Origin of the sequence: Nitratifractor sp. (genome assembly GCF_015487065.1) — a bacterium.
Taxonomy (GTDB): Bacteria; Campylobacterota; Campylobacteria; order Campylobacterales; family Sulfurovaceae; genus Nitratifractor.
Genome location: NZ_WFQN01000085.1, coordinates 1 through 16445, shown reverse-complemented (window position 1 = coordinate 16445; position 16445 = coordinate 1). Strand labels below are relative to the sequence as shown.

Below are 16445 nucleotides of genomic sequence, written 5' to 3'. Positions count from 1 at the left end.
GCGGGGCGTTGAAAATTTTGATATCGCCGCCGTAGAGTTTGAGGCGCTTGGTTTTGCTTCGGGTCTGCACGACCACCTCGTCGTTGATGAATCCTTCACCCCCGTCTTTGACCGTATAGTGGACTCCGTAAAAATCGAAGCTGAGGGTTTTCCCCTGCAGCTTGATATCGTGGAGGTCGATCTTCTCGCCGGCAGGGGGGATCCGGCCTTCGATATTGGCGGCGGCGTAGAAGCGGAGAGCTTTGTGCCGGTCCAGGTCATAGAGCCCCCGGATCAGATACCCCTCGTACCCTTTGGGGGTCTCTTTGACGAAAAGCTTCGCCGCCATGACGACCCGGTTTTTGACCCCGTCTTCATAGACGCTGATCAGCATCGGTTTGGAGTAGTAAACCGCCCCCCGGGCGACGACCTTTTCTCCCGGATGAAGGGTCTCATACTCCCGGATCGTCTTGGCCTGCAAGAGGGAAAGCCCCAGGAGCAAAGCGGCAAACAAAGCGATCTTTTTAGGCATCGTCCACCTCCGCGGCCCGCCGCAGCCTATCGCAGCGCTCTTTGACGAGGGCATGGCAGGACAGACACTGCTCATAGTAGCTTTTGTCACTTGCGCAGACCTTCTCGAGCTCTTGGGCCAGGAGCTCGTCGCCCACGCTCAGTCTCACCCACTCCGTCATCTTGCCCAGATGGAGAGAGGGGTAGTATTTCCCGTTGGGGCGCAGCAGCATCTCCAGCTGAGGCAGTGAACGGAGGTTCTGGGTCACGAAGGTCTTGGGGGAGTAGCTCATCCCGGCGGTCAGCCAGTGGTCCACCTCCAACTCCCGCAGCAGATGACGGGCTGTCGTTTTGTCGATACTCATGCTATGCCTCCCGGCCGAGTTTCTTGTGTCGTTTCAGTTCGCTGACGGCAAATTCGAGCCCCAGCTCCCGGAGGGTCTTCGCCGTGGGCCATCCGGTCTCGGGATCCAACCCCTCGGCCCGGTAGAAGCGGGTTTTGAAATCCTCGAACTTCTCCCGGTCCAGTCGCCGATGCATCACATCCTCGTAGCGCCAGATACCGTTTTCGTCACGGGTGCTCCACATGAAAAAAGGGAAATGGGTATGTTCCAGATCCTTCTCGTAGATATAGTCGGCGAAGTGCACCATATCCCGGTGGCGCCCCTGCAGCGCCCAGATGGCGTTTTGCAGGACAAAGGTGCGATGCCCCTTCTTCAGACCGTCCACAAACCCGATGCCGTCACCCGTGACCGCATTCCAGTAGACCTGCTCCCCCACTTCGGGATCCCCCGTTGCTCCGATATTGTCCGGGGCGTTGGTGTCGATGAGATCCCCCCAGCGCAGATCACAGAAGAGCGCGCTGTTTTTCCAGAAACGGTTGTTGTGGATATACCAGCGTGTCAGGTTCATCACCGCGTCGCTGTAGATGTTTTTGTCCGAATAGTCCATACACTCCGGCCCGCTGACATAGGGCTGGAGCTTTTTGGCGATGATCGTGGCCGCCTCTTCGGGATCCACCAGCGGCGGTACCCCCTGAAGGACGTTGAAAGTGAGGCCCCAGTAAAGCGCGTTGAACTCATGGGAGTTGATATCCCGGTCGGTCAGAATCGTCGCGTAGCCCCATTCCACTTCGGCCCTTGGATCGTAACCGTGCGCCGGAATCCCCCAGTAGGGATGATCCAGTTCCCCCTCTCTCCACTCTTTCTCGAAACCCGCTTTGATCGCCCCCTGAACGATCCCGTCGCCAAAGAGTTTTCCGATATCTCTGCGGGAGGCGAAGGCGTCGACGAAGGCTTTGGCGAACTCCCAGGAGCCCAGCTGGGAAAAATCCAGCTCGCTATGGATCTTTTTGCCCGGCCCGAGCAGCCCTTTGTGCCACATTTTCTCCATCCATAGCAATGAGGTGCTGAACGAATAGGTATTGATCCCCATCACATTGCAGTAGTCTCCCGCCCGCATGGCGATCTCCGCCGCTTTTTGCTGATCGCCCTTGGTGTACTGCAGGGCAAAATGCGCATACCAGGCGGTGGCCTGGCATTTGCTTTCGTTGCCGTAGCCGGTATCGAAGTTCAGCCGGCACCCCATGATGCAGCCGGCACAGGCTTTGCGCCGGGTCGAATGGAAGACGCCGCCCGAGAAGTTGATGGCCAGCGGGTTGCCGAGAAATCCCCAGTGCTGCAGATCGGGGTTGTGGACATCGGGGGCGTAGCGCTCCTTGACCCGGAATCGGGCCCGCACCAAGGCGGCGGGATCGGTGGCCTTGACCGAGCCGGTCCCCATGACCGAAATCGCCTTGAGGTTTTTGGAGCCCAGGACCGCTCCGTAGCCCCCCTGCCCCGAGACATTGCCCGCATCGTGAACCAGGGTCGCGTGGATCGATTGGTTCTCCCCGCTGGGGGTGATGCAGACGATGGCCGGGCGCTGGGTCGTGTAGGTCATCTCATCTTTTTTGCCCGGCAGCGGCTGCCACCCCCACCCTTCGCTGTTGCGATCCAGCATCCCGAAGAGGGTCAGTTGGGTCTCTCGGGCATCTTTGCCCCAGAGTCTGCCCGCATCGTGGTAGCGGATGTGGTTGTTTTCGATCTCCACCCAGACCGGATGGGGGGCCTTGCCGCTGACGACGATGGCATCCCAGCCGGCATACTTCATATTGGACGAGAGGCGGCCGCCGATATTGGAGCGGCTGAACCAGCTGACGGGATACTGTCCACAGGAGACCCCCACGATTTCGCAACGCCCACCGGCCGAGGGTGCCATCGTCCCGCACAGGGGCGAAGTCGCGATGACGACGACATTTTTGGGATCCCGGCCGTCCCGAATGGTTTTATCTTCGCAATAGTCCCAAAAGAGGGCTGTTCCCAGGCCGTTGCCCCCGCCCCATCGGGCGTAGCGCTCCGTGGGAATCACCTCATAATCGAGGGAAGAAAGTCTGAGGTGGAGGATCCCGCCGCCGTAGCCTCTGTTTTTCATCTCCATTCTCACCCCTCCTTGAGTTTGAAATCTTTGTCGGTCATCCCCAGCTCCACCCAGCCTTGATCCCTGAGATTGACATTGTAGGCATAGGGATCGTGCTGTTTGGGCATCTTCTCCACGTAGCTGATCGCCCCGGTGGGGCAGACCTTGACGCAGGACTGGGTTCCTCCCGGGCCGCCTTTTTCGTCGAGATAGGGGGTATTGGCGCAGAGGTCGCACTTTTGCACCTTGCGGGTCTCAGGGTTGAACTGGAGTCGTTTGGGGAGCCAGGGGCAGGCGTCGATGCATTGGGTGCAGCCGATACAGCGGTCAGGGTCGATGGTACGGATATTGCCGTGCACGATGTCCACGTGATCCGCCTCCACCGGACAGGCGTTGACACAGGGGGCATCCTCGCACTGGTGGCAGACCGCCATATGGATGTCGTTGGGGAAGCTCTGGAAGGAGTCCTGCTGGATCTGGATCCGGGAGAGGGAAAGCGACGCTTCGCCGTGATGGACCATGGAGCAGGTCATCATACACGAGACACAGCCCATACATTTGGCCATATCCACCACCAGGTACCCCTTGGAGTTGGGCATGACCATCAGGTTGGTCCCCGGGAGCATAAAGGCCGCCCCCGCCGTCGCCGTCACCCCGGCAGCCGCCAGAGTTCGCAAAAAGGTGCGCCGATCCATTCCCCCGAATTTGGGTTCGTTCGTTTCCGGTGTCGGATTCATTCTCTCTCCCTTGTATTTTCTTCCACTTCACATGCCCCGTTTTCCCGGAGCTCTTTGTACCATCCCGGATGGGTTTTTCGGACAAAATCGAGAGAGACAAAGCCGTCGATCATGGAGCGAAACAGGGGCCAGGACCAGGGGACCACCGCGGCAAGAAGAATGTGGAAAACCAGCAAGACCGCCAGAATGAGAGCCATAGAGTCATGCGCCAGTGTCGAAGCGTGCAGCAGTGCGGTAGGCAGATGCACCGGATGGCCCATCATCTTGACCAGGCCGGTAATCGCCATCAAAAAAGCGAGAATCGTCAGCGGAACGAAAGCCAGACGCTCGGAGGCTTCGTATTTGCCTGCGGGGCTGCCTTCGTGCTTGACCAGTCCGAAAAGATGCAGGTAGTAGAGAATGGCGTCTTTGAGTGCCCCTTTATAGGGTTCATGCTCTTTGAGACGCTGAGGCGCCAGAAACATATTGCCCAGCCAAAAGACCGCCCCGGCGAGGAAGAGCGCCGCCCCGACGAAGTGGAGATTGAACATCGCCCGAATCTCGTCGGTGCCGCTCAGGGTGCGGGGAAACCACAAAAAGCCCAGTTCGTATCCGCTGTAAAGCAGCAGCAGAATCCCCGAAGCGTTGAGCCAGTGGCCCACCCGGGCGTAGATATCGTGGCGCAGCACCTTGCCGTTTCGGCAATAGGGGGCCACCCGATAGGTATAGGAGCTGACGATCAACGCCCCAAAGATCACCAGCCAGATCACCCACCAGAAGTGATCGAAAAAAAAGAGGCTTCTATGCCCCGCTTCCTGATACATATTCACTTCTTCACTTCCTCCACCTCTTTTGTAAATATCGGAAAGATTGTAGCATAAGGTAATTATATAATTAGATTAACTTACTTTATCACATAAATATGACATTGGTTTAACAGGTTGTTTCAAAACTTTATTATAATTATGTTTGAATAGAAAAAAACCAAGGATATAAATATGAACAAACTGAGGAAAATTTTTATTTTGTCACTTTGTATCTTTTCACCGTTTCTTAATGCCAACAATAGTGTTGCCAGCGAGGCGAGTCATGTGATCGGGGGCTTTGCCATCGGAAGTATCGCCACAGGTCTCACCGACTATTATTTTCCCGAATATCGATCAGAACGGGGATGGATCGGCTTCTGGACCAATACGGCGATTGCCGCCATCATGTTTGGAATTGAAATGGCACAAGATAGCAGCGATACGTCTGGAGAATTGATGGATTTCGGGTTCAGTGTATTGGGAGGGGCTTTCGGCGCTTATACGACCGATCATTTTATTCTCACTCCCGTGACCACCGAAGCACCAGATGGAAGCCCCCGTTATGGCGTACAGGTAACCCACAAATTCTGATTGTTCCCTCTGACAAACTCCGTGATTCCCGGCTTCATCCGGAATCCTGGATGTGGAAGGAACATGTACTTTGATCAAATCAAATTCAGAAGAAGGAAGTCACAAACCCACAGCTTTTGGGGAAATGATCCGTTAAAAGAAATAGAGTAGAGAATGAAGAAAGGACCCTTCAGAGGGTCCGAAGAGTTTTTACTGAACGCGGGTGACGATCTGATCGCCCTGGGCATCGAAGATGACGGTGTCACCCTCTTTGACCTGCCCTTCGAGGATCATCTCGGCCAGCTGGTCCTCGACGATCTCGGCCAGAGCCCGCTTGAGGGGCCGGGCGCCGTAGACCGGGTCGAAGCCGGCTTTGGCGACCAGCGTTTTGGCGGCATCGGTGAGCTTGACGGTGATGTCGCGCTCTTCGAGCTTTTTCTGGATCGTCCGGAAGAGAACGTCCACGATCTGGACGATCTGCTCTTCGCCCAGGGGGTTGAAGATGATCAGATCGTCCAACCGGTTGATGAACTCGGGCCGGAAGTAGTTCTTGAGCTCGTCGCGAACCGCCTTCTCCCGATCGACCGGGTCTTTGAACTCCATGATCTTGTCGGAGGCGATATTGGACGTCAGGATGATGATGGTGTTCTTGAAGTCCACCGTCACCCCTTTGTTGTCCGTCAGCCGTCCGTCGTCCAGGACCTGAAGCAGGATGTTGAAGACATCCGGATGCGCCTTCTCCACCTCGTCGAAGAGGACGACGCTGTAGGGCTTGCGGCGGACTGCTTCGGTGAGCTGTCCGCCCTCTTCGTAACCCACATATCCGGGAGCCGCACCCACCAGCCGACTGACAGAGTGCTTCTCCATGTATTCGGTCATATCGATACGGATCAGTGCCTTCTCGCTGTCGAAAAGGAACTTGGCCAGCGCCTTGGCGGTCTGGGTCTTACCGACCCCCGTGGGCCCCAGGAAGAGGAAGCTTCCGATGGGGCGGTTGACGTCGCTGAGCCCTGCTTTGTTGCGCTTGATGGCCCGGGCGACGGCGCGGAGTGCTTCGTCCTGACCGACCACCTCCTCTTTGAGGTACTCCTCGATGTGGAGGATGCGCTCTTTTTCGCTCTGGAGCATCTTGTTGACGGGGATGCCGGTCCACTTGCTGACGATGGTGGCGATCATCTCCTCGTCGACGGCGTTTTTGAGCAGGGTACCCTGCTTCTGCATCTCGTCCCACTTGGCGTTGAGCTCCTCGAGCTCTTTCTCCAGTGCGGGGATCTCGCCGTACTCGATCTCGGCGGCCTTGTTGAAGTCACCGTTGCGCTTGGCCAGCTCAGCCTCACGCCGCTTCTCTTCGATCTGCTGCTTGATGGCGGCAATCTTGTTGAAGATCTCCTTCTCGGTCTCGAATTGGCTTTCGAGCTGGCGTTTCTTCTCTTCCAGATCGGCGAGCTCTTTTTCAATCTCTTTGATCCGCTCTTCGTTCTTGGCGGTCAGCTCCATATTGAGCGCCTCTTTTTCGACCTGGAGGCGTTGGATCTCCCGCTTGACCTTGGCCAGCTCGAAGGGCTCGCTCTCGATCTGCATCTTCAGCTCCGCCGCCGCCTCGTCGATCAGGTCGATCGCCTTGTCAGGCAGGTAGCGGTCGGTAATGTAGCGGCTGGAGAGCTTGACAGCGGCTACCAGGGCGCTGTCGAGGATCTGGACGTTATGGTGGGCCTCCAGACGCTCCCGGATCCCCCGCAGGATCTGCAGGGCCTCATCCTGGCTGGGCTCATCCACCATGACCGGCTGGAAGCGCCGCTGCATCGCCGCATCCTTCTCGAAGTATTTGCGGTACTCCTTGAGGGTGGTGGCTCCGATGGTATGCAGCTCTCCCCGGGCCAGCATCGGCTTGAGGATGTTCGCGGCATCCATGCTTCCCTCGCTGGCACCCGCCCCGATGATGGTGTGGATCTCGTCGATGAAGAGGATGATATTCCCGTCGTTGCGAACCTCTTCGACGACAGCCTTGAGGCGGTCTTCGAACTCACCGCGATACTTGGCCCCGGCGATGAGGGAGCTCATCTCCAGCTGGATCAGCCGCTTGTTCTGGAGGCTCAGGGGAACCTCCTTGTTGACGATCCGCTGGGCCAGCCCCTCGACGATGGCGGTCTTACCGACACCGGGCTCTCCCAGGAGAATGGGGTTGTTCTTGGTCTTGCGGATCAGAATCTGCATGGTCCGCTGTATCTCTTCGTCCCGGCCGATGACCGGATCGAGTTTGCCCTCCCGCGCTTTCTGGGTCAGGTCGACCCCGTACTTCTCCAGGGATTCGAGCTTCTCGTCGTCGGTCTGGCTCTCGATGGTTTTGCCGCCGCGCATCGCCTCGAGATTCTTCTTGAGCTCCATGAGATCGAGATATTTGCCCAGGGTCTCACGGAAATAGGGCTCATTGAGGTTGGCGACGATCCAGGTATCCACGGAGAGATATTTGTCGCCGTTGGCCGCCATGGCCCCCTCGGCGTTTTGCAGGGAGCGGACGGTGTTTTGGGAGAGTTTGATGCTCTCTTTGGTCACGGTGCTGGCGGTGGGGAGCTTCTTGGCCTGGCTCACCACATCCAGCTCGATGGCGGCCTTGTCGACCCCCATCTTGTTGAGGACCTGATTCAGGACCGAACCGCTGTTGGTCAGCAGCGCCCACACCATATGGATGGGCTCTACCTCCGGGTTTTTGTTGTGCAGCGCCAGTGAGAGCGCCGATTCGATGGTCTCAGTCATCTGATGGGTCAGTTTTTCAAGTATATTGCTCATTTCTTCCTCCTGTCTGTAGGCATTGTGCCCGTTTCTTGCTGTAACTATAGCGCAAACGGCTCAACTCCTTTGCAACCTAGATTGCTTTTGCCTTCGAGAGTTCTCCCCAAACGATATTGAACCCTATGAAAAATGCCAAAGAGAGGTTTCACTCGATGGCGACAAAGGAGCGCCCAACCCGTGAAACGGGCGCTTGCGTTCGCGACTGCCAGAGCTATCGAGTGAAACCGGTTGTTTTTCAGAGTACTCTATTTTTGTCTGCTCTTGTGAATCATTACGGTGAAATCCTTCATCTAAGAGATTTTTTTATAGAATATCAGCAACTTTAAGAGAGGTTTACCTTCTGAGGATATGATGCGTCTCACTACCGGAAGAAATCTCAAAGGAAAAAAAAGAAGATGTACAAAAAAAATCGCAAAGCCATTCTGGCGGGTTTCGGTGTAACGCTCGCCGGCGCCCTGCTCCTGGGCACGCCGCTTCTGCAGGCCAAAAACAGTGATCAGGCCAAAGAGAGCAAACTCGAAGCCTATATCAAATTTACCCAGATCCTCAACCTCATCCAGAACCAATACGTGGACGAGGTCAACACTACCGATCTGATCAACAAGGCCCTCAAAGGTCTGATGCAGAATCTCGACGCCCATTCCGCCTTTATGACCGCCAAGGACTTCAAAGATCTCAACATCCAGACCAAAGGGGAGTTCGGCGGTCTCGGAATCGTCGTGGGAATGCGCAACGGCGCTCTGACGGTCATCGCCCCCATCGACGGCACCCCCGCCGCCAAAGCCGGTGTCAAGGCTGGCGACATCATTCTCAAGATCGACGACAAAGCGACGCTGGGAATGAGTATCGACGAGGCGGTCAGCCTGATGCGGGGCAAACCCGGCACTCCCATCACCCTGACCCTGGTCCGCAAAGGAGCCCCCAAGCCCATCAAGGTCAAGATCGTCCGGGATATCATCAAAATCAAATCGGTCAAACCCAAAGTGATCAAACTGGGCAATAACGAGGGAGAGGTCCTCTATCTGAAGATCACCTCCTTCGACGCCAAAGTGGTCGACGAGGTCAAAAAGGCGATCAGAGAGCACCCCCATGCCAAAGGCTACATCATCGACCTGCGCAACAACCCCGGCGGCCTACTGGATCAGGCGGTGGGACTGCTCGATATGTTCATCGCCAAAGGAACCCTGGTCAGCCAGAAAGGGCGCAACAAAGAAGAGGACCAAGTCTACAAAGCCCATGTGAAAGGTACCGACACCCGCACACCGATGGTTGTCCTGGTCAACGGCGGTAGCGCCAGCGCCAGCGAAATCGTCAGCGGCGCCCTGCAGGATGACCGCCGGGCCGTCATCGTCGGGGAGAAGACTTTCGGCAAAGGAAGCGTCCAGGTGGTCGTCCCCGTCGGCAAAGAAGAAGGGGTCAAGCTCACCGTCGCCCGCTACTACCTCCCCAGCGGACGCACCATCCAGAACAAGGGTGTCATTCCTGACATCCTCGTCTTTCCCGGCAAAGTAACCCGGGAGGACAACGACACGATCAGCATCAAAGAGAAAGACCTCAAAAAGCACCTTCAGGCGGAACTTCTCAAGATCGAGAAACCCAAGAAAACAGAAGTCAAAAAGAGCGAAGAGAACAACACCACCGCCGCCAAAGAGAAAAAAGAGCTGATCACCGACAAAGAGATCAACAACGATCTGCAGCTCAAGACCGCCATCGATGTCCTCAAGGCGCTCATCCTCACCAGCGAAAGGAAATAGATGACCCCCAAAAAGACCCGACTCCTCTATGAAGGCAAAGCCAAAAAGATCTGGGAGACTGACAATCCTGATCTGCTCATCTCCGAGTTCAAAGACTCTCTGACCGCTTTCAACGGCGAGAAAAAGTCCGAAGAGGCCGGAAAAGGGGCGCTGAACAACAAAATCTCCGCCGAGCTCTTCACCTATCTCAACGAAAAAGGGATTCCCACCCACTTTGTCAAGATGCTCGATGAGACCCACATGCTCCACAAACGGGCCGAGGTGATCCGCATCGAGGTGATCGTCCGCAATATCGCCGCCGGCAGCCTCTGCCGCACACTGGGGATCGAGGAGGGAACGGTGCTTCCCTTTACTTTGGTGGAGTTCGACTACAAAAACGACGAACTGGGCGACCCCAAGCTCAACGATCAGCACTGCCTAATCCTTGGCCTGGTCAAAGAGGAGGCGGAGCTGGAGTATCTGCGCTATATGGCCCGCAAAATCAACCGTTTCCTGCGCGAATTCTACAGCGAGCTGGATCTGAAACTGGTCGATTTCAAACTGGAGTTCGGCCGGGACAAAAACGACAATATCATCCTTATCGATGAGCTCAGCCCCGACAATTTCCGTCTCTGGGATGCCCAGACCAACGAAAAGATGGACAAGGATCGTTTCCGCCAGGGACTGGGTGGACTGGCCGAAGCCTACGCCGAAGTCCTCAAGCGCATCCGCAACCGATAACCCCAAAGGAGAAGCAATCATGAAAGCGATCGTCAACGTCTACCTCAAAGAAGGCGTCCTGGATCCCCAGGGCAAAGCCGTCCATCACGCCCTGGGCTCTCTGGGCTTCAACAACGTTACCGATGTCCGCATCGGCAAGCAGATCGTCCTGCAGCTGAATGAGACCGACAAAGCCAAGGCGATGAAGGAACTCAAAGAGATGGCCGAGACCCTCCTGGCCAACACCGTCATCGAAGATTACGACATCGAGATCGTCGAATGAAAAAGCTCAACGTCTCCATCCTGCAGTTTCCCGGTACCAACTGCGAATACGATACGGCCTGGGCCTTCCGGCGCCTGGGTCACGAAACTACTCTGGTCTGGCACAAGGAGGAGCAGCTCCCCGAAAGCACCGATCTGGTGGTCGTTCCCGGCGGTTTCAGCTACGGCGACTACCTGCGCTCCGGCTCCATCGCCCGCTTCTCTCCGGTGATGAAAGCGGTCCAAGCCTACGCCGGCGAAGGCGGGCGGGTCCTGGGGATCTGCAACGGTTTTCAGATCCTCACCGAAGCCCACCTGCTCCCCGGGGCATTGAAGCGCAACAACAACCTCCACTTCATCTCAAGAATCCAGCACCTCAAAGTCGTCAACACCGACAACGCTTTTCTCAATCTCTGCCGGAAGGATGAGATCCTCTCCATCCCTATCGCCCATGCCGACGGCAACTATTTCGTCGACGACGAGACCCTGGATGATATGGAGCGCAACGGCCAGATCCTTCTGCGCTACTGCGACGCCGAAGGCAACCCCATGGTGGTCAACGGCTCCGTTCGACAAATCGCCGGTATCTGCAATGCCGACAAAAACGTCTTCGGCCTGATGCCCCACCCCGAGCGGGCCATGGAAAGCATCTTGGGTTCCGAAGACGGCGTCCGAATGCTGGAGGGATTCGGCTTCGCATGATCCGCTACCTTCTGGGCCTTCTTCTGATCTTTCTGGCAGGGGCAACGCCCCTGTCTGCCCAGACCGAATACCGCTACAGCTACGTCCCCAAACAGCTCTATGCCGGACAGGTTTTTCCCGTCACGATTCTAGAGACCGACGCCGATCCGCTCCATCCCCCCACCTTTCGTTTCGATCCCAAAGCTCCGGTCCATCCCTTGGAAAAACGCCCACTCAAAGTCGGCAACGGCAAGGATCTCTTCTATACCTTCTATTTCAAAGCGGGCCGTAAAGATTTTCACCTGCCCGATCTCTATATTCAGGCGGCGAACCAGACGCTACGACTACCCGGACGGCTCATCCCGGTTGAGGAGCTCAGCGCTCCGCCCGAAGAGCGTTTCTGCGGTGTCATCGCTTCGGATTTCAAAATCAAAACCTCCCAGGTCTCCACCTTCGACGACAAAAACAATCTGATCTACCTCAACATCGAGGCCCACGAAGCCAATCTGGAAGATATGGCGATCCCCGGCGTCGTCGAGGGGGGCGTGGAGAAGCTCCGGCGCAAGGGGTCCCTGGCGATCGGCGAATACTATTTCGTCATCCCCGCCAACGTCAACGAGATCACCTTCAGTTACTACAACGCCATCAAACAGCAGTTCATCCCCCTCAAGGTCTCTACCGCTTATCAACACAAGCAGGTGGCCGCCCAGGTGGATCTCAATCCCAAAGATAGCAGCTTCACCAAACTCAAGAAGTACACTTTCGGCGCGTTAAGTCTCTTTTTCCTATTGATGTTCATTTTCTACCGGGACTTTTTCTATCTTATTCTCCTGGCTGTTGCCGTTTTGATTTTCATCACCTTCTTTACTCCTATGAAAAAAATCTGCGTTCAGGAGGGGGCCCCTCTCTATATTCTCCCTATTGCCAGTTCCACCGTCGGAACCACCGTCGATCGAGATGTCAAACTGCCGGTGCTGCACCGTTATCACCACTATTACAAAGTCGAATACAAACACGGCATCACAGGATGGATCAAAGATGAAGACCTTTGCAAAGATTAGATTCTACTGGGGGGCGTTTGTCATCGCCACCGTCGTCGGATTGGGGATGATTCCCCTGATCTACCTCTTTCCCCGCCACAAGGGGATGATTATGCACAAGCTCAACCGGGTGATCCTCTTCCTCCTCGGCGCAAAAATAGAAAAAGTAGGCGAGCGGGACCCTCGAGCCGAGCTATTCCTCATGAACCATCAGGGGATCATCGACATCATCACCATGGAGGCGATCGAAAACGTCCATTGGAGCTGGGTCGCCAAAAAGGAGCTCTTCGAGACACCCTGGTTCGGTCGTCTCCTGCGCCGCGGCGATATGATCTCCGTCGATCGTCAAAACAAGGCGGGGCTGGTCAAACTATTCAAAGACGTTCAGAAGAGCCTCGAAGAGAAGGGCCGAGCCGTCGCCATCTTCCCCGAAGGAACCCGCGCCAAAAACCAACAGATGCTACCGTTCAAACCGGGACCGAAATTCGTCGCTCAGAAACTGGGTCTGGTCGTTCAGCCGGTGGTGATCGTCGGAAGCAAATGGATCCTCAACGAACACGACCGTACCGCCCACAGCGGTACCGTCAAAGTAATCTACCTCCCGGCCGTCGATGTGGCAAACGCTCCCAAAGATTGGTACGAAACCCTGCGCCGGCAGATGCAGGAGGCCGTTGACCGTGAGGCGAGGGAGTCGGGAATCAACCGCTAATATCTTTCAAAATTTTTACATCGACTTTTCATATAAGGATCTTCAGAAATATCTTTTAAAATAAATCTAATCATTTTAATATAATTTTATGTTTTAGTTATATACACTATGAATATGAAAGGTTAAAGAAGCTGATGATAAAAAGTCTTCTCTATCGCTTACGTTGGATCTATGCGATTTTGTTGATATCGCAGACCCTGACGGCAAAGCCCGTGTTGCTCTTTTATTGCGGGATCACGATGGTGCCTGCGATGCAATCACTCATCAAATCCTTTGAAAAAACCCACGACTGTACCATCCTCATCAAACAGGGCGGCAGCGGAGAACTGCTGCGGACATTGACGCTCTACCGAAAGGGCGATCTTTTCCTCCCCGGAAGCGAAAGTTATTACCGAAAAGCGGACAAACACCTCTTCCTCTATCGTCGAACGATCGGTTCCAATCGTCTAGCCCTCTTTGTCCGCACCGAAGCCTCCAACCGGATTCACTCCCTGGACGATCTCCTCAAACCGGGAGCCTACTTCGCCATCGGTGATGCGCAGATCGGTAGTGTCGGACGAGCGACACGGGCATTGATACGATCAAAATATACAGAAAAAGGATGGCAGCGCTATCAGGACGACGCTGTCTATTTCGGAAGCGACTCCCGGGATCTGCTTCGACTGATGGAGGAAGAAGGCGTCGAAGCGGCCGTCAACTGGAAAGCGGCATCCGTTCGGATTCCCCCTTCCGTCTCTTTACATCTTTTCCCCATCGCCGGGGCCGACAAACAGGCCAAAAAACTGGTCATCAGCCTCCTGCGCTTCTCCGATCATCCGGCCTTGGCAAAGGCTTTTATCGATTATACCGCTTCAGCGGAAGGGAAACAGATTATGAAACGTTACGGATTGGGCGATGGAAAATAGACGTATCAAACTGATCGGATGGCTGGGAGTTGTCGGTTTCATTTCGCTCTTCTTTTTTCATCTGCATGTCCTGAAAATCCTTGAAGAGGGCAATCGTCTCTCCTATAAAACCCGCAACCGACACATCGTTTACCAATACCTCATCAACAGTTTGCAGGATCTCGAAAGCCGTTTTTACAAAACGAGGATTCTAGCCCGCCCCGGCAACGCCGAGTTTTATCTGACTAATCTCGACCGAAAACTTCATCAAATGAGAGAAACTCTAAAGAGGATTTCAGAAGGAGGAACTCTCTCCGTCCGTACCCCGCTGAACCTTCCCGGATCTGACTACATCACCACCGAGGTGCACATTCCCCCGGGGATGATCGACCGGGAAAACCTGACCGACATTTTGGGGAGTTTTACCCTGATGTGCCAGGAAGGGAAAGCCCTGAAGGCTCTTCTGCTCAAACGCTTCGCTCTGCAAAAACAGGGAGGACTGACACCGGAGAGCCGGGCGGCACTGCGCCATGAAGAGCTCGTCATGACCAAAGATCTCGATGCCAATGTCCGTCGGATGATCGAAAACGTCAACCGAATCTATTATTACGACCAACAGAAGGTCACGGCTCAGAAAAAAGCATTTGAACGATTGACGCAGCGATACCGCCTGATCGAATATCTCGGCTTCTTTTTCCTGATCGCTCTTATCGGATTGGAAGCCTATCTCTATACACGCAATCTGCTCAAAACCAATCGACAGCTCAACGAAAAACTCTATGTCGACGCTTTGACGGGCCTGAGAACCCGTCACTATCTCGACGAGAAGATCCAACCGGGCGATCAGAGCTGTCTAGCACTGCTCGATTTGAGAAATTTCGGACGGATTATCGGTCTCTACGGCACAGGGTTTGCGGACCGTGTCCTGAAACAGGTCGCCGTGCGGCTTCAGGCGGCTCTGGAGGGAAGCGGCTGTGCCTTGATCCACTTCAACGGTGATATCTTCGCCATTTATGAACAAGAAGAGCAAAAAAACAAACGCAGTATCGAACAACGAATTATGCGTCTGAAAAATCTGATCGAAAATCAAGATTTTATCATCGACGGTATCTCTGTTGAGCTGCGGGTCGCCGCCGGAGCGGCTCAGGGGTCCTCTTGTCGGGAAGAGGCCTTTATCGCTTTGCAGCAGGCCAAAAACAACAGTAAAGGCTTTCAGACCTATTACGGAGGCGACTACCGCAAAGAGTTGGAAAAGATCCTGGAGTGGGAACGCCGCATCAAACAGGCGATCGACCGACACCGCGTCGTACCCTTTTTCCAGCCCGTAGTAGACCGAGAGGGGCAGACCGTAAGCTATGAAGCATTGATGCGCATTGCGGAAGGGGACAAGGAGAATCCGCACTATCTCGCTCCCGGTGCTTTCCTGCAAATCGCCAGACAGACGGGACAGTACGAAGATCTCTCGCGTCTGATGATCCGGGAGACCTTCGCCCGGAGTCGGCATCTCTCGAAGTTCAGTATCAATGTCGGAGCGTGGGAGATCGACACGCCGAGCTATTGGGAGGAGTTGGAGACGCTGATTGAAAAATATGAGGCGCAAGGCCGCGTTACCTTTGAGATCCTCGAACATGAAAGTTTCGAAGATTATCAAGAGGTCTCACGCTTTATCACCCGGTTCAAAGAGCTGGACGTCCTCATCGCCATCGACGATTTCGGCAGCGGTTACTCCAGCCTCCAGCGCGTCCTGGACCTCCGCCCCGATTATCTGAAAATCGACGGAAGTATCATGCGGAAAATCACGGAAAATTCGACCGAAAAAGAGTTGGTGACACTTATTGTCAACCTTGCCCGAACCATGGGGGCCCAAACCGTCGCCGAGTTTGTAGAGGATCAAGAGATCTTTGAGCTGGCCAAAGCCCTGGGAGTCGATTATTTCCAAGGCTACCACTTCGCCGCCCCCGCTCCGTTGGATCAGTTCCTCGACCCACAACCCGCCTCCGAAGAGTCAAATCCGGCATAGACTCTTCCACCGTTCCCCCCTCCTCTCACACGTGCTTGGACCTTTGAAGTGCTATCTCTTCTCCGCTTTTGTCATCCTCTCTGCTATACTTCATCCCAAAAGGCACCAAGGATCAAAGAAACAATGACACCTATCCAAAGCCTTACTCCTATCCAAATCGATGATCTTCACCGACTCTACCGGGAACAATGGTGGACCCGGGATCGTACTCTCGAGGAGACTCGCTCCCTCATTGCCAACTCCGATATCATCGTGGGATTCGCCGATGCCCAGGGGCACCTGGCCGCCTTCGCCCGGGTTCTTAGCGATTTCACGATCAAAGCGCTCATTTTCGATCTGATTGTCGACGAACCTCATCGAAATAAAGGCCTTGGCAGAGCCTTACTGCAAACCATCTCGAAGCACCCCAGACTTTCCCATGTTCGTCACTTTGAACTCTACTGTCTCCCGGAAATGGCCTCCTACTACAAATCCTCGGGATTCAAAGAGCTCAATCACGAGCTGATATTAATGAGAAAGGACTGTAAGTAGATGAAAATCAGGGTCTATTATGAGGACACCGACGCGGG

General features: G+C 54.9%; 16 protein-coding genes. 10 read left to right on the top strand and 6 right to left on the bottom strand.

Annotation, left to right across the window (positions count from 1 at the left end; translation table 11 throughout):
* The 5 genes from F8I07_RS04460 to F8I07_RS04440 form a co-directional block, all read right to left on the bottom strand.
* On the bottom strand, positions 1–511 hold a 511-nt coding region (locus tag F8I07_RS04460; RefSeq protein WP_292656256.1), incomplete at its 3' end, for a hypothetical protein.
* Positions 504–854, bottom strand: a complete 351-nt coding sequence (locus tag F8I07_RS04455) for a hypothetical protein (RefSeq protein ID WP_292656253.1) — start codon at positions 852–854, stop codon at positions 504–506. The genes F8I07_RS04460 and F8I07_RS04455, both read right to left, overlap by 8 nt.
* Before the next feature lies 1 nt (position 855).
* Positions 856–2967: an aldehyde ferredoxin oxidoreductase N-terminal domain-containing protein gene (locus tag F8I07_RS04450; protein WP_292656251.1), complete on the bottom strand. Its 2112-nt coding sequence runs from the start codon at positions 2965–2967 to the stop codon at positions 856–858.
* A 2-nt stretch (positions 2968–2969) separates the two neighbouring features.
* On the bottom strand, positions 2970–3683 hold the full coding sequence (locus F8I07_RS04445; protein ID WP_292656248.1) for a 4Fe-4S dicluster domain-containing protein: 714 nt from the start codon (positions 3681–3683) through the stop codon (positions 2970–2972).
* On the bottom strand, positions 3680–4486 hold the full coding sequence (locus F8I07_RS04440; RefSeq protein WP_292656259.1) for a cytochrome b/b6 domain-containing protein: 807 nt from the start codon (positions 4484–4486) through the stop codon (positions 3680–3682). Before F8I07_RS04440 ends, F8I07_RS04445 begins: the two co-directional genes overlap by 4 nt.
* Before the next feature lie 174 nt (positions 4487–4660).
* On the opposite strand from F8I07_RS04440, the gene F8I07_RS04435 reads away from it, so the two are divergent.
* Positions 4661–5059, top strand: a complete 399-nt coding sequence (locus tag F8I07_RS04435) for a hypothetical protein (protein WP_292656244.1) — start codon at positions 4661–4663, stop codon at positions 5057–5059.
* A gap of 189 nt (positions 5060–5248) precedes the next feature.
* On the opposite strand, the gene F8I07_RS04430 is transcribed toward F8I07_RS04435, so the two are convergent.
* On the bottom strand, positions 5249–7825 hold the full coding sequence (locus F8I07_RS04430) for an AAA family ATPase (RefSeq protein WP_292656243.1): 2577 nt from the start codon (positions 7823–7825) through the stop codon (positions 5249–5251).
* A gap of 398 nt (positions 7826–8223) precedes the next feature.
* On the opposite strand from F8I07_RS04430, the gene F8I07_RS04425 reads away from it, so the two are divergent.
* The 9 genes from F8I07_RS04425 (at position 8224) to F8I07_RS04385 (ending at position 16407) form a co-directional block, all read left to right on the top strand.
* Positions 8224–9582: a S41 family peptidase gene (locus F8I07_RS04425; RefSeq protein WP_292656240.1), complete on the top strand. Its 1359-nt coding sequence runs from the start codon at positions 8224–8226 to the stop codon at positions 9580–9582.
* Entirely contained in the window at positions 9583–10302 is a 720-nt protein-coding gene (gene purC / locus F8I07_RS04420) for a phosphoribosylaminoimidazolesuccinocarboxamide synthase (protein WP_292656237.1), read from the top strand.
* Positions 10303–10321: 19 nt separating this feature from the next.
* On the top strand, positions 10322–10564 hold the full coding sequence (gene purS / locus F8I07_RS04415; protein WP_292656235.1) for a phosphoribosylformylglycinamidine synthase subunit PurS: 243 nt from the start codon (positions 10322–10324) through the stop codon (positions 10562–10564).
* Positions 10561–11244: a phosphoribosylformylglycinamidine synthase subunit PurQ gene (gene purQ / locus F8I07_RS04410; protein ID WP_292656233.1), complete on the top strand. Its 684-nt coding sequence runs from the start codon at positions 10561–10563 to the stop codon at positions 11242–11244. Before purS ends, purQ begins: the two co-directional genes overlap by 4 nt.
* Complete coding sequence (locus tag F8I07_RS04405; protein WP_292656232.1) at positions 11241–12284, top strand: hypothetical protein; 1044 nt, start codon at positions 11241–11243, stop codon at positions 12282–12284. Before purQ ends, F8I07_RS04405 begins: the two co-directional genes overlap by 4 nt.
* The gene (locus tag F8I07_RS04400) at positions 12262–12972 is read left to right on the top strand and encodes a 1-acyl-sn-glycerol-3-phosphate acyltransferase (protein WP_292656230.1); all 711 of its coding nucleotides are present in this window, start codon (positions 12262–12264) and stop codon (positions 12970–12972) included. Before F8I07_RS04405 ends, F8I07_RS04400 begins: the two co-directional genes overlap by 23 nt.
* A 134-nt stretch (positions 12973–13106) precedes the next feature.
* Entirely contained in the window at positions 13107–13877 is a 771-nt protein-coding gene (locus tag F8I07_RS04395; protein WP_292656227.1) for a substrate-binding domain-containing protein, read from the top strand.
* Positions 13867–15876, top strand: a complete 2010-nt coding sequence (locus tag F8I07_RS04390) for an EAL domain-containing protein (protein WP_292656224.1) — start codon at positions 13867–13869, stop codon at positions 15874–15876. The genes F8I07_RS04395 and F8I07_RS04390 overlap by 11 nt, the downstream gene beginning before the upstream one ends.
* Before the next feature lie 123 nt (positions 15877–15999).
* Positions 16000–16407: a GNAT family N-acetyltransferase gene (locus F8I07_RS04385; protein WP_292656221.1), complete on the top strand. Its 408-nt coding sequence runs from the start codon at positions 16000–16002 to the stop codon at positions 16405–16407.
* Positions 16408–16445: the final 38 nt, after the last annotated feature.